We start from the raw sequence: 19,998 nt of genomic DNA, 5'->3' as shown, positions 1-19,998 counted from the left end.
CCGGATGGCATCTTCCATCCACCTCTTCCGTCATCAGTGGCAACGGTGTAATCTCCGGCGCCGCAAGCGGCATCGGAGTGCTCAAGGGGCCTACGAGACGTATTCGCGGGCGATCCGGGCCATGAACTGCCGTGACTGCTCAGGGTTGAGTGCCAGTGCCCGCAGATGCTCGTACATCACGCAGTAGTCCTGTACGTCGGTGGGCTTCTCCAGGTACAGATCGCTGGTCATACCCTCCAGGTAGACCACGGAGGCGTCCGACGCGTCCTCGAACTCCAGGATCGCGAACTCGCCGTACATTCCCGGATGCGCGCCGACGCCGTACGGCAGGACCTGCAACGTGACGTGTGGCATGGTGCTGCACTGCACCAGGTGGTCCAACTGCTCGCTCATGATGCGCTCGTTGCCGGTGACCCGGCGCAGCGCCGCCTCGTCGAGCACCACCCAGAAGCGCACCGGGCTGACCGGGTCGGTGATTCGTTCCTGCCGCTTGAGCCGCACCTGGATACGTTTCTCCACCTCGGCGGCGGTGGCCTCCGGCCACATGCCCTCGATCACGGACCGCGCGTACGCCGGGGTCTGCAACAGGCCGGGGACGATCAACGAGTCGTAGACCCGCAGCGAGACGGCGTCGGTCTCCAACCCGATGTAGACGCTGTACGGGACGTCGCCGAACGCGTGCCACCAGCCCTGCTGGCGTGACTCCTTGGCCATCTGCATCAGCGAGTCCACGATGCGGTGGTCCTCAACGCCGTACACCCCGCACAGATCGCGCACATCACGCTGGCTGATGCTGCGGCGGCCGTTCTCCAACCGGCTGATCTTCGACTGCGACACCAGGAGCCGGGCGGCGACCTCCTCGGCCGTCATGCCCTTCATCTCGCGAAGTTTGCGCAGCTCCGAACCCAGTCTGCGTCGCCTGACAGTGGGATTGACGTTGGACGCCACGGAACTGCACCTCCGACTGTGAACCGCACCGGCACCGCTGCTCTTGTAGGAGTTCAGGTACCTGCTCTTGTACGACCGGTGTACTGCCGGTCAGCAGCCTGCCACCAGAGGTCAACGCTGCGCAGAAGAACGGGAGCAATTAGCTGTGCGGTACCAGCGAAACGCGCGAGGTGGTGTACCGGTGTTCGACCGGTCACCACCCCGCGCGCTTCAGCGGCTCCCGTACCGGGTCATGGGGACGGGGGTGCGGGCCGTGCTGTTGCCCGTGGTTCTCGTCCGGTGGGTTTCGGACGGCGCCACGCGCTGGGCCATCTGGTCGCCCGAGGGCGTCAGCGGGCTCCTGCCCTGGCCATGCCGCGACTGGCGGTGCGGGCCTGTGCGGCCTGGGCGGGTGCTCGTCGCGGCTGGACCGCCACGCCGTTCTGCACGTCCATCACGGCGTGCGCCACCAAGCCGCCTATCGGGTCGTACCTGATGAGATCCCGTAGGCGCGATCGCGAGGACCGGCCCTCGTTACCGGGGTAGAGATGCTTGCCGAGCCCCACCGCGTGGGCGAGCGAGGCCAGTGCCGCGGTCCGCGGGTCCGGCGGTACGCCGGTGCGGATCGCGTTGTCCAGCCGGGCCCTGATCTCCCGGCTGACCGCGCTGTCGGTCGCCTGGTAGCGAGTCGTCGGCAGTACCCCGCACATCTGGCCCGGCACGGCATGCACCATGTCGCACCGCTCCAAGTGCGCGAGATACGTCTGACGCAGCCCCAACCGGGGCCCGCCGATCCAGTGGACGGCGCGCACCGGGCTGCCGCGCCGGCGCAGCAGTTCCAGTGCGGTGTCCAGGGTCGGATCACCTGTCGGCCGCGGATGCACCACGGCGATACGATCCCCGTCCGGGGCTATCCGTCCCGCCAGCGCCAGCTCCACTAGCTGCGCTCCGGCCAGACCAAGGTCGAGTGACTGCGGCTGCGCCGTGGTCCCGGTGGTCGGGTCCAAGGCGAGCAGCAACAGCTCCTCCGGAATTGTTCTGCGGCTCCTGCCCATCCATGCCTCCCCGCGTGGATGAATGACAGGGTGACGCCTCTCACACCGATGTGTCGAGAGTGCCTTTGCCTTATCTGCGGGAACCGGTAGGTATGTCGTTCTCGTCTAGCGGGGTGGCGGTGGCGTCGTGTGGCGTGGACCGGCCGTTCCCAACAGGTTGCGGGGGGATCGGCGGGTCTGGCGACGAGGGCGCGGGCACGCGCAGGACACTGGTCCGGGACACTGGATATCGGCAGCGGGGCGCCGGGTGAGGCGCCCCGCCTGATGTGTACGGGAGGCTTGGGTGGCGGGCGAATCCCCCGGCAGGGCGGAGCAGCGGCAGTCGTCGGGGGAGACGACGGAGCGTGCGGGGACAAAAGAGGGCAAGGTGGACCCGAGGGTCGCGGTGCGGCAGGCCGCCGCAACTGACGGCGCCTCGGCCGAGGGTACGGGGCAGGACGGCGCCCCCGAGCCGACGATGACGATGCGGATCCGGGTGCCCGCCGGTGACGGCGCGGCCCGTTCCGCCACTGCGGTCACCGAGCGCGCCGGGCGCGAACGCCCGGCGGGTGAGTCGACCGAATCTACGGCGGATGACGTAGCGGAACCGGACGCTGAGCACCGCTCCGGTACGTCCAACAGCGGCCGTGTGCCGACCCCAGCAGCGTCGGGCGCGAAGCCCCGGGCGGCCGGCGACTCCTCCGCCGAGCCCGGAGGGGAGTCTTCGGAGGAGCCCGAAGCGGAAGCCGATCAAGAGAAGCGTTCCGGCAGCGGCGCCGCCGCGGTCGCGTCGCGTTCGGACGCTGCCGCCAAGTCCGGTGCGGCCAGGGACGGCAAGGAGGAAACCGGCCAGTCGAAGGGCGTCTCCGCGAAGGCGTCGGCTCCGGCTGGCCCGAAGAAGGCGGCGGACGACAAGCCCGCGCCGGAGAAGACCCCGGCGAAGCCCTCGTCCACTGACGCCCCGGCTCGGCCCTCCGAGCCCGCTACGGAGGCGGAGAAGCCCGCCCAGGCGGAGAAGCCCGCCCAGGCGGAGAAGCCCGCCCAGGCGGAGAAGGCCGCCAAGCCGGACGCCGACAGGACCGGACCGGAATCCGGTGCGCAAGCGCGGCGGGAGCCGAAGCAGGAGAGCCCGGAGTCCCGGTCCGGAGGGCCGTCCGCCACTACGCCCGCGGCGAAGCCCTCGGCCGCCGGGGCCACCGCCTCGTCGGCCGCGCCCGTGAAGTCGGCGGCCCCGGCTGCCGCGACGCCCGAGAAGCCCGCGTCCGCCTCCGCGAAGGCCGCCGAGGCATCCTCCGCCGAGGCCCCGGCGAAGTCCGCCCAGCCGTCGGCCAAGACCGCCCAGAGCACGGCCAAGCCCGGCGCGACGGCGCCCAGCCCGACGCAGCCGTCAGCCCAGCCCGCCCAGGGCGACGCCAAGTCCGGCGCACCGTCGGCCAAGGCCGCCCAGACGCAGGCGGACGACGGACCGGAAGCCGTGGAACGGACCAGGCAGCAGCCGTTGCCGCCCGCGCCCGGTGAACCGTTGAAGCTGCTGGCCGAGCTGACCAACACCCCGCCTCCGCCGCCGACCCTGCTGCGCTCCACTGTGCGCCGGGTGAAGATCTGGACGCCGTTGATCGCGCTGCTCGCGATCATCTTCTGCGTGGTGCAGGCGGTGCGCCCGCTGCCCAGCCCGAAGCTGACGCTGACCAGCCCCGCCTCGTACACGTTCGGCGGTGCGGCGCCGTCCATGCCGTGGCCGACCGAGGGCCAGGCGGCGGTGGAGGTCGAAGGGCTCGGCGGCATGGGGTCGTTCGGCCCCCAGAAGCCGGTGCCCACCGCGAGCGTCGCCAAGGTCATGACGGCCTATGTCATCCTGCGCGACCACCCGCTCAGGCACGGTGAGGCCGGGCCGCTGATCCCGATCGACCAGCAGGCGGCGGCGGACGTCAGCCGGGAGAACGAGTCGGTGGTCAAGGTGACCGCGGGCCAGAAGATCAGCGAGTACGAGGCGCTGGAAGCGATCATGCTTCCCTCGGCGAACAACATCGCCCGGCTGCTGGCGCGTTGGGACGGCGGCGGTTCCGAGGCCGATTTCGTCAAGAAGATGAACTCGGCCGCCAAGGACCTCGGGATGACCAACACCACGTACACCGACCCGAGCGGCCTGGACGCCACCACGGTGAGCACCGCCGTCGACCAGATCAAGCTGGCCCGGCAGGCGATGACCAACGACGTGTTCCGGGAGATCGTGGCCAAGCCCTCGTACAAGGCGGCCAGTGGCGACACCTACCGCAACTACAACGGGCTGGTTCCGCTCAACAACACCGTCGGCATCAAGACCGGCACCAGCACCAAGGCGGGCGGCAACCTGGTCTTCGCGGCGGTCAAGCAGGTCGGCGGCACCACCCAGTTGATCATCGGCGCGGTGATGGGCCAGTACAAGCCCTCGATCATCGACACCGTGCTGGCCGCCGGGCGGCAACTCATCATGACCGCCCAGCAGTCGCTCACCTCCGACCAGGTGATCAGGAAGGGCGATGTGGTCGGCTACGTCGACGACGGCCTCGGGGGCAGGACTCCGGTGGTCGCCACGCAGGACGTGCAGGCGGTCGGCTGGGCCGGGTTGAAGGTGGACATCGCGCTGAACGCCGGTTCGTCGGGCGTACCGCACTCGGCGAAGGCGGGTGCCACGGTGGGCACGCTGACGGTGGGCAGCGGTCCCGGTCAGGTGAAGGTTCCGGTCGCGCTGCGGTCGGACCTCAACGCACCGTCCTTCGGCAGCAAGTTGACCCGCCTCGGCTGAGGCTGAGCGGGGAGCACGAAGCCGCGGTCGCCCAGGAGGCGACCGCGGCTTCGTGTTTCGCGGCTCATCGCGGCGGAGTTCTCCACAGGTTGTGGATATCCGCCGGTTGCGGGGTCAGCGACCGCGCAGCGAGCGGTACTGGCGAACCAGCGCGCTGGTGGACGAGTCAAGACCGGGCACCTGGGCGCCCTCGGTCAGCGCGGGCTCGATCCGCTTGGCCAGCACCTTGCCCAGCTCGACGCCCCACTGGTCGAAGGAGTCGATGTTCCAGATCGCGCCCTGGACGAAGACCTTGTGCTCGTAGAGCGCGATCAACTGGCCGAGCACCGAGGGGGTCAGTTCCCTGGCCAGGATGGTGGTGGTCGGGTGGTTGCCCACGAACGTCTTGTGCGGCACCAGTTCGGCGGGCACACCCTCGGCGGTGACCTCCTCCGGGGTCTTTCCGAAGGCCAGCGCCTGGGTCTGGGCGAAGAAGTTGGCCATCAGCAGGTCGTGGTGGTCGGCCAACTCGCCGAGTTCCGCGATCGGCTGGGCGAAGCCGATGAAGTCGGCCGGAACGAGCTTGGTGCCCTGGTGGATCAACTGGTAGTAGGCGTGCTGCCCGTTGGTGCCCGGCGTGCCCCACACCACCGGCCCGGTCTGCCAGTTGACCCGGCGGCCCTCCCGGTCCACGGACTTGCCGTTGGACTCCATGTCGAGCTGCTGGAGGTAGGCGGTGAAGCGCGACAGGTAGTGGCTGTAGGGGAGCACGGCATGCGACTGGGCGTCGTGGAAGTTGCCGTACCAGACACCCAACAGGCCCATCAGGAACGGGGCGTTCTCCTCGATCGGCGCGCACTGGAAGTGCTCGTCCACCAGGTGGAAGCCGGCCAGCATCTCGCGGAAGCAGTCGGGGCCGATCGCGATCATCAGCGACAGGCCGATCGCCGAGTCGAACGAGTAGCGACCGCCGACCCAGTCCCAGAACTCGAACATGTTGTCCGTGTTGATGCCGAACTCGGCGACCTTCTCCGCGTTGGTGGAGAGCGCCACGAAGTGCTTGGCCACCGCGCTCTCGTCGGCGCCGAGGCCGTTGAGCAGCCAGGAGCGCGCCGACTTGGCGTTGGTGATGGTCTCGATGGTGGTGAAGGTCTTCGAGGCGATGATGAACAGCGTCTCGGCCGGATCCAGGTCCCGTACCGCCTCGTGCAGGTCGGCGCCGTCCACGTTCGACACGAAGCGGAACGTCAGGTCACGTGCGGTGTAAGGGCGGAGCACCTCGTACGCCATGGCCGGCCCCAGGTCGGACCCGCCGATGCCGATGTTGACGATGTTCTTGATGGGCCTGCCGGTGTGGCCCGTCCAGTGACCGGAACGGATCTTGTCGGTGAACACGGTCATCTTGTTGAGCACCGAGTGCACCCTGGGCACGACGTTCTCGCCGTCCACCTCGACCACCACGTCACGCGGTGCGCGCAGCGCGGTGTGCAGTACCGCGCGGTTCTCGGTCACGTTGATCTTCTCGCCGCGGAACATCGCGTCCCGCAGCTCGGCCACCCCGCGCACCTCTGCCAGCTCGCGCAGCAGGGTGAGCGTCTCGTCGGTCACCAGGTGCTTGGAGTAGTCGATGTGCAGATCGCCGACGGTCAGGGTGTAGCGCTGGCCGCGCTCGGAGTCGGCGGCGAACAGGTCGCGCAGATGCACCTCCCCCAACTGCTCGCGGTGCTTGCCGAGCGCTTCCCACTGCGGCAGCCGGTCCAGCCGGGTGGCGTGGTCTGCTGGGCTCTCGGGCATCGTTGCTCCTCGCCGTCGACCGGCGGGCCGGGCCGGTGGGGTAGTGCGGGCCGATGAGGTCGTACGGCCGGTGGGCTGGTCGCTCAAGGCCGTCACTCGTCACCCTACGTCCGCTCACCTGCCGCTTCGCACAACGGGATCCAATCGGCGACCGCGTGCCGCCGGACGTTCACCGGCGCGTCGCTCACCGGTTGGCGGCCTGGCTCAAAGGGGCGCGCGGCCGTTCACCGGTTCGTCGGCTGGAAGTTCCGCAGCCGCAGGCTGTTGCCCACCACGAAGACCGAGGAGAACGCCATCGCGGCGCCCGCGATCATCGGGTTGAGCAGTCCGGCGGCAGCCAGCGGCAGCGCGGCCACGTTGTAGCCGAAGGCCCAGCAGAGGTTGGCCTTGATGGTGCCGAGGGTGCGCCGGGCCAGCCGGATCGCGTCCGCCGCGACCCTGAGGTCACCGCGCACCAGCGTCAGATCACCGGCCTCGATCGCCGCGTCGGTACCGGTGCCCATGGCCAGTCCCAGGTCCGCCTGGGCCAGCGCCGCCGCGTCGTTGACACCGTCGCCGACCATCGCGACGCTGCGCCCCTCGCGCTGCAGCCGCCTGACGACCTCGACCTTGTCCTCCGGCATGACCTCGGCGATCACCTGGTCCGCGGCGATGCCGACCTCGGCGGCGACCGCCCGCGCTGCGCGCTGGTTGTCCCCGGTCAGCAGTACGGGTGTCAGCCCCAGGTCGCGCAGCCGCTGGACGGCTTCGGCACTGGTGGGCCTGACGGTGTCGGCGACCACCAGCACTGCGCGCGGTCCGCCGTCGTGGGTGACGACGACGGCGGTGCGGCCCGCGGCCTCGGCGCGCTCCTTGGCGTCGCGCAGCTCGGCGGGCAGCCGGATGTCGGCGCGGCCAACGGAGACGGTGTGCCCGTCGACCACGCCGCGGACGCCCACGCCCGGTACGGCGGTGAACCCGGTGGGGGTGGGCAGTGGTCCGGTGCGCTCCTCGGCGGCGCGGGCGATGGCCTTGGCGATGGGGTGCTCCGCCGCGTGCTCCAGAGCGCCCGCGAGCCGCAGCGTACGGTCCGCGTCCTCGCCGTCGGCGGTCACGATGTCGGTGAGCGCCATCACGCCGCTGGTCACCGTGCCGGTCTTGTCCAGCACGATGGTGTCCACCTTGCGGGTGGTTTCCAGGACTTCCGGCCCCTTGATGAGGATGCCGAGCTGCGCACCGCGTCCGGTGCCCACCATCAGCGCGGTCGGCGTCGCCAGGCCCAGGGCGCACGGGCAGGCGATGATCAGTACGGCGACGGCCGCGGTGAACGCCGCGGTGGCACCCGCACCGGCGAACAGCCAGAAGCCGAGGGTGGCCAGCGCCAGGGTGATGACGGCGGGCACGAAGACCGCCGAGATGCGGTCGGCCAGCCGCTGGGCCGCCGCCTTGCCGTTCTGCGCCTCCTCGACCAGCCTTGCCATCCGGGCGAGTTGGGTGTCCGCGCCGATCCGGGTGGCCTCGACCACGATCCGGCCGCCCGCGTTCACGGTGGCGCCGGTGACCGGGTCGCCCGGCGCCACCTCGACGGGCACCGACTCACCGGTGAGCATGGAGGCGTCCACGGCCGAAGTTCCGTCCGCCACCACGCCGTCGGTGGCGATCTTCTCGCCGGGCCGCACGACGAACCGGTCGCCGACCGCCAACTCGGCGATGGGCAGGCGCACTTCACGGTCGCCACGCAGTACCGCGACGTCCTTCGCGCCCAGGTGCAGCAGGGCGCGCAGCGCGGCGCCCGCGCGGCGCTTGGAGCGTGCCTCGAAGTACCGTCCGGCCAGGATGAACGCGGTGACCCCGGCCGCGGCCTCCAGATAGATGTTTCCGCTGCCGTCGGTGCGGGAGATCGACAGCTCGAAGGGGTGCTTCATACCCGGCATTCCGGCGTGCCCGAGGAACAGCGCCCACAGCGACCAGCCGAACGCCGCCAGCGTTCCCATCGAGATCAACGTGTCCATGGTCGCGGCGCCGTGCCGCAGGTTGGTCCAGGCGGCCCGGTGGAACGGCCAGGCGGCGTAGGCCACCACGGGTGCGGTGAGGGTGAGGGAGAGCCACTGCCAGTTGCGGAACTGCAGCGCCGGGACCATCGCCATGGCGATCACCGGGACGGCCAGGACGGTGGCGGTGAGCAGCCGCTGTCGCAGTACGGCCAGCTCGTCGGGGGCCTGGTCGGATGCGGGCTGGTCCGGTTCCGCCGCGGGGGGCGCGGGAAGGGCGGCGGTGTAGCCGGTGGCCTCCACGGTGGCGATGAGGTCGGCGACGGTGCGGCCGGGACCGTAGCTGACCTTGGCCCGCTCGGTGGCGTAGTTGACGGTGGCGGTGACGCCGTCCATCCGGTTGAGCTTCTTCTCAATGCGGGCGGCGCATGACGCGCAGGTCATCCCACCGATCTCCAGCTCGGCCTCGGCGGCCCCCGACGTGCCGGGGCCCGCGCTGGCGGTTGGGGCCGTGGTCGGGTTCGCGGCGGGTGGGGTGGTCATCGACGCTCACTCCCGGGGGTCTGGCGGTCTGGCGGAGCCTTGCGCTCCACACAACCTTATACCCCCTAGGGGTATTCCCAGATGTCACTCCCTTCAGGTGGCTGGTCGGTGTGTCGTCCCGGTGGCGTCTAGTGGGTGTCGTCCGGGAACGGGTCGGAGTCGAACGGGTCCGGTTCGGCGTCGGCGAAGGGGGCGTCGTCCGCCTCCGCCTCCTGCGGGCGATCGGTGAGGACGTCCAGGATCGGTTGCCCGTACTTCGCCAGCTTGCTCTCGCCGACGCCGCTCACCGTGCCGAGCTGGTCCAGGGTGCTCGGCATGGTGGTCGCGATCTCCCGGAGGGTCGCGTCATGGAAGATCACATAGGCGGGTACGCCCTGCTCCTTCGCGGTGGCCGCCCGCCAGGCGCGCAGCAGCTCGAAGACCGGAACGGCCGCTTCCGGCAGGTCGACCGGGACCTTGCGCCCGGCCTTGGCGGCCTTCGGTTCCTTGGCGGCACGCGTCGGCCGCTCCGGCTCGCGGCGCAGCATGACCACGCGCTGCCCGCGCAGCACCTCGCCGCTGGCGTCGGTGAGCACCAGCGTGCCGTACTCGCCCTCGACGGCGAGCAGGTCCTGCGCCAGCAGTTGCCGCACCACACCGCGCCACTCGGCCTCGCGCAGCTCCGTGCCGATGCCGAAGACGCTCAGCGCGTCATGGTCGAACTGGATGACCTTGGCGGTCTTCCTGCCCAGCAGGATGTCGACGATCTGGCCTGCCCCGAACTTCTGGTTCCGTTCCCGCTTGAGTCGGACCACGGTGGACAGCAGTTTCTGCGCGGCGATCGTCCCGTCCCAGGACTCCGGCGGCGACAGGCAGGTGTCGCAGTTGCCGCACGGCTCGCCGCGCTGGCCGAAGTACGCCAGCAGCCGCACCCGGCGGCAGTCGACCGTCTCGCACAGCGCCAGCATGGCGTCGAGGTGCGCGGCCAGCCGGCGCCGGTGCGCGTCGTCCCCCTCCGAGGTCTCGATCAACTTGCGCTGCTGTACGACGTCTTGGAGCCCGTACGCCAGCCAGGCGGTGGACGGCTGGCCGTCGCGCCCCGCCCGACCGGTCTCCTGGTAGTAGCCCTCGATGGACTTGGGCAGATCGAGATGGGCGACGAACCGCACGTCCGGCTTGTCGATCCCCATGCCGAACGCGATCGTGGCGACCACCACCAGACCGTCCTCGCGCAGGAAGCGCGCCTGGTTGTCGGCACGGGTCCGCGCGTCAAGCCCCGCGTGGTACGGCAGCGCCTCGACGCCGTTGCGCACCAGGAACTCGGCGGTCTTCTCCACGGAGGCACGCGAGAGGCAGTAGACGATGCCCGCGTCCCCGGAGTGCTCGGTGCGCAGCAGGTCCAGCAGCTGCTTCTTCGGGTCGTTCTTGGGCACGATGCGGTACTGGATGTTCGGCCGGTCGAAGCTCGCCACGAAGTGCCGGGCGTCCTCCAGCTTCAGCCGGGTGGCGATCTCGGCGTGCGTCGCCTTGGTGGCCGTCGCGGTCAGCGCGATGCGCGGCACCTTGGGCCAGCGTTCGTGCAGCGCGGACAGCGCCAGGTAGTCCGGGCGGAAGTCATGCCCCCAGGAGGCGACGCAGTGCGCCTCGTCGATCGCGAACAGCGAGATCTCACCACGGTCGAGCAGGCTCACGGTCGCCTCGCTCTGCAACCGCTCCGGCGCCAGGTAGAGCAGGTCCAACTCGCCGGAGGCGAACTCCGCTTCGACCATCCGCCGCTCGTCGAAGTCCTGTGTGGAGTTGAGGAACCCGGCCCGCACCCCCAGCGCCCGCAGCGCGTCCACCTGGTCCTGCATCAACGCGATCAGCGGTGAGATCACCACGCCCACGCCGGGCCGCACCAGAGCGGGGATCTGGTAGCACAACGACTTGCCGCCACCGGTCGGCATCAGCACGAGCGCGTCGCCCCCGCCGACCACATGCTCGATGATCTCCCGCTGCTCCCCGCGGAACGCGTCGTACCCGAACACCCGCCGCAGCACCCGCAGCCCATCGTCCATGGGCACGTCGGGCTCAACGTCGGCGACAGCGGCTACGGGACCGTTTTCCAGGGGAGTCATCCGGCCATGCTAGGAGAATCACGCAGCGCACGAGGCGGCCTGTGGACAACTTGGGATCTCCACCGGCCGACCGCGAGCCGCTGTGGACCGGGCTGCCAGCCCGGTTCCTCGCAGGCGGCTCCGAGGAACCGGATGCGGACCGCGCCGCCACGATCCGGCGCGCGCGGCGAGAAGGCCCAGGCAGCCGGTTGATCACCGGTTGACCTGGGCCTTCACCGTACCGCCGCAGACGCGGCGCGCGGTGCCCCCAGCAGGATTCGAACCTGCGACACCCGCTTTAGGAGGGCCTCCGGGTGATCACGGTCCTGACCTGGGGCTGGGCCAGGCTGCCGCGTCGGGCGAGTGAGTAGCCGCGCTGATCCGTGATGGACCGCCGGTGACTCTCCCATCTGGCACGGATCTGGCACGGCCGGGTACGGTCGTTCGCATGATCTCGGACGCGGACGGAACGCGGGGCGGGGCAGGGGAGTTCACGGCGAGGCATGCGGAGCAGGTGCTCCGTGAGGCGTGTGACGCGGCCGGATTGGACGCATCCGGTGCCGAGTTGCTGAGGCTCGGCTCCAACGCCGTGTATCAGTTGAAGACCTCTCCGGTGATCGTCCGGATCGCACGGGACCCGGACAGCCTGGAGGAGATGGAGCGGGCGGTCCGTGTCGCCCGGTGGCTGGAGTCGGTGGACTTCCCGGCGACTCGGGTACTCGCAGGGGTGCAGCAACCCACGAGCGTCGACGGCCGGGTGGTCACCTTCTGGGAGAGCGCGCAGGATCGCGAAGAGTACGCCACTGTGACGGAACTGGCAGACCTACTACGGCGGTTGCATTGGCTGGAGGAGCCACAGTCGTTGGGGCTCCCGTACTTCGATCCCTTCGCAAAGGTAGAGGCCTCGTTCCAGGGCCTCGACGGCGTCTCGGAGGACGATCAGAATTTCCTGGAAGACAGGGCCGGAAGGCTCGCCAAGGAGTACGCCCGACTGGATTTCGTGCTGCCCTTCGGTCTGATTCACGGCGATGCCAGCATCGGGAACATCCTGCGCGCCCGCAACGGCCAGGCCATCCTGATTGACCTCGACGGCTTCACGCTCGCGCCGCGGGAGTGGGACCTCATCCAGACTGCCATGTTCTACGACCGGTACGGCTGGCACACCAGGAGCGAGTACGAGGGGTTCGTCCACCACTACGGGTTCGACGTGATGAACTGGCCCGGTTACTCGGTCCTGGCTGACGTGCGCGAGTTGATGATGGTCTTGTGGATGGGGCAGCAGGTAGCCACTAGCGGTAAGTCAGCCAAGGAATTTGCCCGACGGGTCCATGCTCTGAAGACGGGTGGCAGTCGGCGGGACTGGCAACCGTTCTAGGTCACAACTTTGCGGGCTGATCGTGTTGTGGTCCCAAGTGGCCTTCGGACAGCACAGGTCAGCGTGAGAGGTATGCCTTGAGACTCACTGCCGGACCATTCGAGTACTTGTGTACTGCGGCTTTGGCGGCCCCGAACACGTGCACCACGGTAGAGCCTTGGGCCGGAACTTCGATCAGGCCGCCGATGGGAGTGACAGAAATGGTTTGCTGTGGAACGTTGGACGGCGGCTGGTCGTAAACAAGGTAAGCGATACGGACAGTCACGGGCGTTTTGTTCGGGTTCATCAGGAAGACCTGGTCGAAGTCGGCGAACTTGTTCACCGGCTGTCCGTTCGCGTCAGCGGCTTGGGTCGCTACGGTTTCAGGTCCTGCTGGGGAATCAACCTGATTGAGTGCTTTGATCTGCACTTTCACCTTCCTGACCTTCGCGGATGCACTTCCGTGGAAGGCCAGGATGTCGAAGCTCGTTCCGTTCGGCGGCACGACGAGATTGCCGCGATCACTACCGAAAGCCGTAGTGACTCGGAGATCGGGCAGTACTTGCCCAAGACTGTCTTCTGGGGTAACGGCGAGATCTGGTGCAAAGTTCACTGACTTGTGATTGGTGATCGTGAGCACCTGGTTGATATACCCATCTTTGCCCATCGACCGGTAGCTGAAGGACAGTGGGGCAGTTTGGGCGCTGCTGGCGACACTGTAGATGCCGAGAGCGACGACCAGTAGGGCGAGGCCGGTGGTTATGGCAGCCGCTCTGGGCATGAAGGCATGACGTCTGGATGGCATTCGAGGAGGCTAGCGCACCGCCCAACTTCCGTTACCCGTACGTTGGATTGCTTCAGCGGACGTCGGTCGCCATCCACAGCCGGTTGTCTGCTGCCTGCTCGTAGAAGTCCCGGACTATTGGCGTTTCGCCAATCCTGGCGAGATGCTGTCGAAACTCTGCAAGGTAGGCGACGCAGCGGGCGGATTTGAGCTGTTCGCCGAGATCCAGCGCGTCTAGGGCGACTCGGCATGCTTCCTCGGGTTCGCCCGCCTGTAGGTGTGCGTCGGCCAAGACCATGGTGGCGAAGAAGTCGCTGCGGACGTGACTTCCGCTCATGGCGTTCTCGGCGTGGGCGACGGCCTGGCGGGCATGCTTCACATCGCGGAAGCAGTGCGCGGCCTCGGCGGCAAGCTCGGCCTGGTCAAAGTACGCGATCCACTCGGGCTCGTCGTCCCCGCTCCCGCGCTCCAACTCCCGTGTCGCGTTGGCCAGGGCGCGTTCGCATTCGCTGACATCGCCAGTCCGTGCCAGGGCGCGTGCCTCCATGGCGTAGAACTGGGCTTTCAGAGTTGGCGTGGCGACGGCGGAGATCCCCATCAGGGCGGCACGGGCAAGGGTGGCGGCCTCCGTGTACTTCCCCAGGAACGTGGCCTGGTGGCTCATCGCGGAGAGGATGCTCCCTGCCAAACGGCGGTCGTTGCCGTCCTGGGCGAGACGGAGCGCCTGGAGGAAGTACCGCTGGGCAAGTCCGTGGTGGCAGGAGTCGTACGACATCCAACCGGCCAGGAGCGTTGATCGCGCAACGGTGGAAAAGAGTGCCCGACCGACGGCTTCGGTGTACTGGCCGTGGAGCATCGGAGCAACGTCCCGACTGAGGTACTGAATCACGGACTGGCGAGCGTGGTCTCCGCCGAAGCGGTCGTCGAGATACGCGAACATGTCGCTGGTGGCTGTGATCGCGTCTACGTCGCCGAGTCCGACGCGCACGCCATCCGGCTTCTGGGTGGTGGGGAACGACGGCTGTGGGGCGACCAGCCAGCGAAGAGATGCTTCATTCCAGGCGGGCTCGGACGGTTCGGCCAGGAGTAGGGGCTCGTATCCGTTTAAGTCCGCGCGCCACAGCTTGTCGACGGTACTGATGGCTGCTTCCGGGCTTGCCGGATAACTCGCGTCCAGCAGAGCAGCGTCCCGGCCCGTGAGGTGGTTCAGCCCTAACTCGGCGGCGCTCATGCCGAGTGCTTCGCACACCAGCGGACCGTAGAACTCGTCCGGCAGGCTGTGGCCGTTCTCCCAACTGGCGATCCGGCGCTTCACGCTGGCGTCGCTGGGAAGGGCCTCGCCGTGGCGAGCCGCAACGGTGCGCAGCTCCTTGATGAGACGGGGCTGCTTCCAACCTCGGCTGTCACGGGCTTCGCGTAAGAGAGTGCCGAACGGCCGAACTGAATCCGTGGTGATCACCTCCCGCATGCTGGGGACTGTTCTGGATGCCCGTTCCTTCCCCCTGAATGTACGGAATTAAAGCGCTGGTGGGGCGGCGTGTACAGACGGGGGATGACGCGGTATGGCGTTGCTCGTCATCCCCCGTCACCTCTCGTCATCTGCCCAGCTCAGCGGGGCTTCCGCGAGCCTGGAAATACGGCGGCTGATGGGTCGTCGGCCAGGGCTGACTGAGGTGGAACGACGTGCAGAGGATGACGCGAAGGGGCATGCACTGGTTGTCGGCTGTCGCCGATGATCCTGAGGTTTGCCGGGCACATTGGGCCGACGATCCGCGGCGGCCCTGCACCTTGCCAACGGGGCGCCTCTTCGACGTGGTGGTGATCAACCAACGCGTAGGGATGGAGTGTTCGACCAGTTGGATCGACGGGAGATGCCGCTCGGTCCGGTCGTGATCGACCGTGGCTCGAAGCAGTTGGGCTTCTTTCTGCCTTCCCGCTCGCGTGCGCGCTTCGCACGGTTCGTGGAGAGAGAAGCCGAAGACCCTCCGGAGTATCGGTACCTCGATGAGGGCTCCTTCATCGTCGTTCCGGGGCCGATGCCGTTGTCGGAGGACCGGTACCAGTGGTTGCGGGCCCCTGTCCGACGGCCGGAGGCGTCGCCCCTCCGCACCGCGTCCCTGGCGGTCATGTTGGTCGCAGCTACCGCGCTGATCGAGCGGGCCGACCGGTACGGCGAGAAGTACCCCAGTGCTGAGGCCGCGTGGGCAGAGGAGTGGGAGGGGGCATCGGAGCATGCGGGCTGAAGGGGGCCATGACGACGCGGCCCGGTGGTCGCCGATCGAAACCGACGAGTGGTATGCCGCACGGAACGCCACGACAGCGCTGCGGGACGTTCTTACGGCAGCCGGGTTGGAGCGGGACTTCCCCTATCTGCGCGCTGAGTTGAACGCGTTTGGCCAAGGGCTGATCGAACTTGGTCGGGTGGCACCGGACACGGCGGAGCGCCTGGCGGAACTGCTGCGGCGAGCGTTGTTGTGCACCCACGATGCGCAGAGCGTAGACGGCCCGTGTGGCCGCAAGACGGACTGATCAGAGGTACGAGGGGTGACAGACATGACTGACCCGCGACGGGTGATCGCCAAGCGCGCAGAGAACTTGGAGCCAGCGAAGCCGTATGTGCGGGGCTGGGCGGACGCGAAACGGGGAACCGAGGCGCTGGCCGAGCAACTTCGGGCCGCAGGGTTGGGGTCAGACTTCCTGGGGCTCAAGGCTGACGTGAGCGTCTTCGGCGACGGCCTTGTCTGTCTGGGACCCGTCCGCCCTGCGGCGGTCGAACTCTTCGCCAAGATGCTCGCGACGGGCCTGGCCACGGAGATGGCGGAGCACGCTGGACTGTCCAGTGCCGTTGAGCCTCCGGACGCACCGGCGGCTTGAGTCGTCACAGGCTTGGTTCAGGCCCTGCCGTGCTGCCGTTGCGACTTGACGTCGCAGCGAAGCCGGCAGGGCCTTCGTCGTGCCGCATGCGCATGGTCGGCCCTGCGGTCCGTCCGGGACCGGCGCCCCAGCGCCGCAGCCCGGGCGGGCCGACAGGAGCCGACCTGCGGCGCGTAGGCGCCGCAGCGTTGAGAGAGGCGTCTGGCCACCGCTTTACAAGTTCGATCCGGTGGGCGCTCCTGCCCTGTGCGCTGGTGCTCGGCTGGCGTTGGCGGGTCCGGGCTGAACTGTCGGGATGCGCCGACGTTCGCGCTCGTTGATGTCAGCTGTAGATGTCAGCCCTCGGCCTCCGCTCGTCAGGGCGGCGGCCCGTCATGGCCTGCAGCATCGAAGCGGTCAGCAACCACGGGGCCCAGTAAGCGGGGGCGGGGTCCGGAGGAGCCCCCGCTTCATCTCCGCGCGGCGCGAAGCGCCAAACGGCAGCGTCACAGCGCGGGTACAGTGCCGCACCGAACGACGGTGGTGTCACAGCGCGGGTGCCAGCCAGGCGCGGCACTGCCGGTATCGACCCGAAGGGTCGATGTCCCTCACCGGGGTCCCTCTCATCGAACCGGCCCCCCCCGCCTTACAAACCTGGTGGTCGACTGTGGGGCGTCTTCCCTGGTCACCGTCCACGCCGAACCAGGTGGCCGGCACGCGATGTCTGGGCCGCGAGACACGGTCATTGACCGTGACTGACCGCCTGTTCTGGCACGAATCTGGCACGTCCGGCGCCGTGGGCGCTTGGCCTTCAAGTCGTCCACGCAGTGGTCTCAGCGCTCGCGGGGTCGGGGCTGGCAACGAGCACTCTTCAAGCGGGCGGCAACCCCAAAGTCCCGACCTGGCCCGCCGCACGACTGCCTGTTCGTCTATCAGACGGTCGCCGCAGGTCGATCCAACATGCTGCCAGCAGGCGCCATCACAGCTACTCTGGCCCCGTGGCTGATCCGAGTGTGTGGCTCCTCGTGGCAAGCGCGGCGGGAGGTGGGCTCGCTGTCTCGCTCCTCACCGCGGTAACCAGGGGAGTTCGCGCAACCCAGAAGCGCATCGCGAACGAAGCGGTCGACGAGTCTTACCAGCTCTTGCGGAAGGTTACTGAGCGTCGGAGGCTGCAAGAGCCCGGGCCTGCGCCGAGCCCAGCGGAGCTCGACGAGGCAGAGGAAGAACTGTTGCGCTATCTCCGGCGCTGGGCCGGAGAACGTCGAGCTCGCAATATCATGTTCGAAGTCATTTCAGCTTCCGATCTATCAACGGCCGAATCTCGTGCGGCCGTCGTCGATCGGCTGCAACATTTAATTGCCTCTGATGAGCCATCCGTTAAGGATTCGGGGACAGACCGGGAGGCATCCCGTGGCGACGCTTGACGAAAGTGCGCCAGAAACTGCGGAGGTTGAACCTCGCCACCGCCACGCCGTTTCGAGGGGCTCGGTCGTTGGAGGCGCGAGCAGCGGTACTCTCATGGTTGCCGTCGCGCAAGAAATTGGGCCGCACACTGGCTGGGGTATCGTCTTAACCCTCGCCGCTCCGACTGTTTCAGTCGTCACCGGAGCTCTGGTGCAAGCTATCAAGTTCCAAGCAACTTGGTACTACGAGCGCTGGCAGGTGCACCAGTACCGCAAGGTTTTGGAGAAATCTGTCACTAGCTCACACAGCTCTGAGGCAGCCAAGGCCAGGATCAAGAAGAAGCTTGACGAATTCGACCAGGCCGTGGCCGATGATCAGCTTGCTCGGGTAAAGGCATTGAAGCGCCGTGTCGGGTAGCCGACCATAGGCACACGGTTCCGGAGGCCCCTTCACTGTTTAGGGTTCCCGCAGGTCACGGCGTCGTGCGCCACCTTCGGCTGGGTCCCGGTCCACGAATAGTCCACCGTCAGGACGCGGGAGACGGTGATCTTCCTGCTGTTGTCGGGTCGGTCGGAGGACTACGGTGCCAGCGTGGACCGTCTACGCCGGGTGGCTGTGATGTTGGCTCTTGGAGAGCAGCCCGTTGAGGAGCTGCCGACGATCGCAGCAGAGTCCTTGGAGGACGGCCTGGACACCCCAGGCCTGCGAGAGCTCGCCGGGCTGTCTCGGCGCGATCACCCGGCCGACATCCGTGCTCTCTTCGCGCAGGCCATGGAAGAGCTGGGGTCGCCCGTACCGGACACCGAAGAGGCGTGGCGCCAGCGCATGCTCTGGGCCGCCCGAGCCATGGTCGCAGGGACACTCAGGCCCTACAACGCCAGCAACGAGATCTACTGGTGCGCCTGCCACCTGGAGCGGACAGACACAGTGACGGGCCTTGTGGATCAGTTCACGGGGCTCTGGAGCACTTGGGAAGACTGGCCGGACGAACGCGCAGCCATCGAACGGGACATGCTTCAGGCCGCTGCTGAACTGCTCCACAGGTATGGCAGTCAGCCGCCCAAGTGAGCCATGAGCTTGGGAATCACCGGGTGGGGAGAGGGTCGTAGGTTGCTGACTGCGCGGATGGAGGTTCGGGTGAGGGTGCTGGTGGGGCCTTCCTGACCGGTGGTGACCGTGATTCTCCGCCTGTTCTGGTGCGTATCTGGTGCGTGACGTCTCACGACGCCGCGCTGGCCATCGGGCAACTTGCCACGCGTGCCACCAGCTTCGACCTCAGCCGACGACAGTCAGCCACGACGGCGGGTGCGACAACCGATCAGGCGCGCGTATGCCTCGTGGTACCGACCACCGTCCTCAGCCACTCTGCCAGTTTGACGCGCGGCTACGACGCCGGTGAGGTACGAACGGTGATCGACCACCGCTTTAGGAGTTCGATCCCAGGATCGTGGGAACTGCTACGACTCGTGCTCCGGGGCCTGTTGCTGGTCCAGCTTTCACCGCAGCGATCCGCCGTCGTCCGTCGGCGTTGATGTCAGCTGGTGATGTCAGACAGTAGGGTGCTCGTCCTCCAGAGGGTCGCGTACGAACTGGGTACACCGCTCGTCACAGGCTCCCATGGCATGGAAGTTCCGCCGGGCCTCCGTCAGGCTCAGTCGGCCGTTCGGGCCGCCTCGAACCTGATCAGCATCGTGATCGTCCTGCCCGTCGTCCTCCCAGAAGCACACGGGACAGATCTCGTAGTTGCCGCGCTCGGCCAGCGTCACGAAGCCGCAGCAGGCACAGCGGTACGGGCCGTTCTCGGCCTTGCCGTGGACGTTGAAGAACGGAGTAACCACGAGGGCATCTTGCCTTGCCGTACCCCTTGAGCGCGCCCGGTATCCAGAACGTGGCGATGCGTGTAGGCATGGCACGCGCCCTCAGCTTGGGAAGCTCTGCGGTGACGTCGATGAAGTCACCGAGTCGGGAGATGTCTTCTTGCCCTGGGTCTTGTCCGGGATCTTGGTGGCCTGCGTTTTCGCTGGTCACGACGCCGCTCGGCCGACTCTGACTGGTCGTCGTTGGCCACTGCCGATCGGCCTCGGACGGCCCAGAGACGGCCCAGCAATCGGGCGACTCCAGCCCTCGAAAGGCTGGCCCCGCTGCTCCGGATTGAGAGGCTGAGCCGGTTAGTGATGATCAGGTTGCAGAGGCGATGCGCACCGCGGCTCGGGCGCGGACCTTGCCCTCGCACGCAACATCGGAGGAGGCCTAGAGCGAATGTCGGCCGTGCTTCCACTACTTCATCGTGCGTAAGTTACTGACCGCTGCTCCGCACATCGGCCAGTTGTGAAGGAACTGCCCGTTCGAGCCCTCCGGGGCGAAAAACCGATGGTGTCCCGCTGGTTGGTGAAGCCGATCAAGTAGCCGTCGCGTTGGTGGTGTTGGGTAGCGCGGGGGCGCTGTCAGGGAGCTCGGCGGTGTAGATGCCCATGCTGCCTTCGGGCAGGTAGCGGC

General features: G+C 68.0%; 15 protein-coding genes. 7 read left to right on the top strand and 8 right to left on the bottom strand.

Features of this window, described 5'->3' with window-relative positions; genetic code table 11:
• Nucleotides 1–90: 90 nt before the first annotated feature.
• A complete protein-coding gene (locus tag P3G67_RS30185; protein WP_269855671.1) occupies nt 91–948 on the bottom strand; it encodes a helix-turn-helix domain-containing protein in 858 nt (285 codons plus the stop codon).
• Between the two features lie 329 nt (nt 949–1,277).
• A complete protein-coding gene (locus P3G67_RS30180) occupies nt 1,278–1,982 on the bottom strand; it encodes a GOLPH3/VPS74 family protein (protein ID WP_269855672.1) in 705 nt (234 codons plus the stop codon).
• Nucleotides 1,983–2,265: 283 nt separating this feature from the next.
• Here P3G67_RS30180 and P3G67_RS30175 point away from each other — a divergent pair, with 283 nt between their 5' ends.
• A complete protein-coding gene (locus P3G67_RS30175; protein WP_276096329.1) occupies nt 2,266–4,746 on the top strand; it encodes a D-alanyl-D-alanine carboxypeptidase family protein in 2,481 nt (826 codons plus the stop codon).
• Nucleotides 4,747–4,860: 114 nt separating this feature from the next.
• Here the strand turns inward: P3G67_RS30175 and pgi are convergent, their stop codons facing one another.
• The 3 genes from pgi to recQ form a co-directional block, all read right to left on the bottom strand.
• A complete protein-coding gene (pgi, locus tag P3G67_RS30170; protein WP_276096328.1) occupies nt 4,861–6,519 on the bottom strand; it encodes a glucose-6-phosphate isomerase in 1,659 nt (552 codons plus the stop codon).
• Nucleotides 6,520–6,743: 224 nt separating this feature from the next.
• Complete coding sequence (locus tag P3G67_RS30165) at nt 6,744–9,032, bottom strand: heavy metal translocating P-type ATPase (protein ID WP_276096327.1); 2,289 nt, start codon at nt 9,030–9,032, stop codon at nt 6,744–6,746.
• A 128-nt stretch (nt 9,033–9,160) separates the two neighbouring features.
• On the bottom strand, nt 9,161–11,068 hold the full coding sequence (gene recQ / locus P3G67_RS30160; RefSeq protein ID WP_276096392.1) for a DNA helicase RecQ: 1,908 nt from the start codon (nt 11,066–11,068) through the stop codon (nt 9,161–9,163).
• 487 nt (nt 11,069–11,555) lie between these two features.
• Here recQ and P3G67_RS30155 point away from each other — a divergent pair, with 487 nt between their 5' ends.
• Nucleotides 11,556–12,482 carry an aminoglycoside phosphotransferase family protein gene (locus P3G67_RS30155; protein WP_276096326.1) on the top strand — a complete coding sequence of 309 codons (927 nt, stop codon included), beginning with the start codon at nt 11,556–11,558 and terminating at the stop codon, nt 12,480–12,482.
• A 58-nt stretch (nt 12,483–12,540) separates the two neighbouring features.
• Here P3G67_RS30155 and P3G67_RS30150 read toward each other — a convergent pair whose 3' ends face one another.
• A complete protein-coding gene (locus tag P3G67_RS30150) occupies nt 12,541–13,266 on the bottom strand; it encodes a hypothetical protein (protein ID WP_276096325.1) in 726 nt (241 codons plus the stop codon).
• 52 nt (nt 13,267–13,318) lie between these two features.
• Complete coding sequence (locus P3G67_RS30145) at nt 13,319–14,560, bottom strand: hypothetical protein (RefSeq protein WP_276096391.1); 1,242 nt, start codon at nt 14,558–14,560, stop codon at nt 13,319–13,321.
• A gap of 529 nt (nt 14,561–15,089) precedes the next feature.
• On the opposite strand from P3G67_RS30145, the gene P3G67_RS30140 reads away from it, so the two are divergent.
• The 5 genes from P3G67_RS30140 to P3G67_RS30120 all read left to right on the top strand — a co-directional run bounded on the left by P3G67_RS30140 (nt 15,090) and on the right by P3G67_RS30120 (nt 18,570).
• Nucleotides 15,090–15,488 (top strand): hypothetical protein, encoded by a 399-nt coding sequence (locus P3G67_RS30140; RefSeq protein WP_276096324.1) that lies wholly within the window; start codon nt 15,090–15,092, stop codon nt 15,486–15,488.
• A complete protein-coding gene (locus P3G67_RS30135; protein ID WP_276096323.1) occupies nt 15,478–15,774 on the top strand; it encodes a hypothetical protein in 297 nt (98 codons plus the stop codon). Before P3G67_RS30140 ends, P3G67_RS30135 begins: the two co-directional genes overlap by 11 nt.
• 24 nt (nt 15,775–15,798) lie before the next feature.
• The gene (locus P3G67_RS30130; RefSeq protein ID WP_276096322.1) at nt 15,799–16,119 is read left to right on the top strand and encodes a hypothetical protein; all 321 of its coding nucleotides are present in this window, start codon (nt 15,799–15,801) and stop codon (nt 16,117–16,119) included.
• 1,389 nt (nt 16,120–17,508) lie between these two features.
• Nucleotides 17,509–17,919 (top strand): hypothetical protein, encoded by a 411-nt coding sequence (locus P3G67_RS30125; RefSeq protein WP_276096321.1) that lies wholly within the window; start codon nt 17,509–17,511, stop codon nt 17,917–17,919.
• Nucleotides 17,920–18,045: 126 nt separating this feature from the next.
• On the top strand, nt 18,046–18,570 hold the full coding sequence (locus P3G67_RS30120) for a hypothetical protein (RefSeq protein WP_276096320.1): 525 nt from the start codon (nt 18,046–18,048) through the stop codon (nt 18,568–18,570).
• Nucleotides 18,571–19,049: 479 nt separating this feature from the next.
• Here P3G67_RS30120 and P3G67_RS30115 read toward each other — a convergent pair whose 3' ends face one another.
• Nucleotides 19,050–19,340: a CPCC family cysteine-rich protein gene (locus P3G67_RS30115; protein WP_276096319.1), complete on the bottom strand. Its 291-nt coding sequence runs from the start codon at nt 19,338–19,340 to the stop codon at nt 19,050–19,052.
• Nucleotides 19,341–19,998 lie beyond the last annotated feature (658 nt).

This window comes from Streptomyces silvisoli, assembly GCF_029269905.1.
GTDB lineage: Bacteria > Actinomycetota > Actinomycetes > Streptomycetales > Streptomycetaceae > Streptantibioticus_A > Streptantibioticus_A silvisoli_A.
This window is presented reverse-complemented; position numbering and strand designations above follow the sequence as displayed.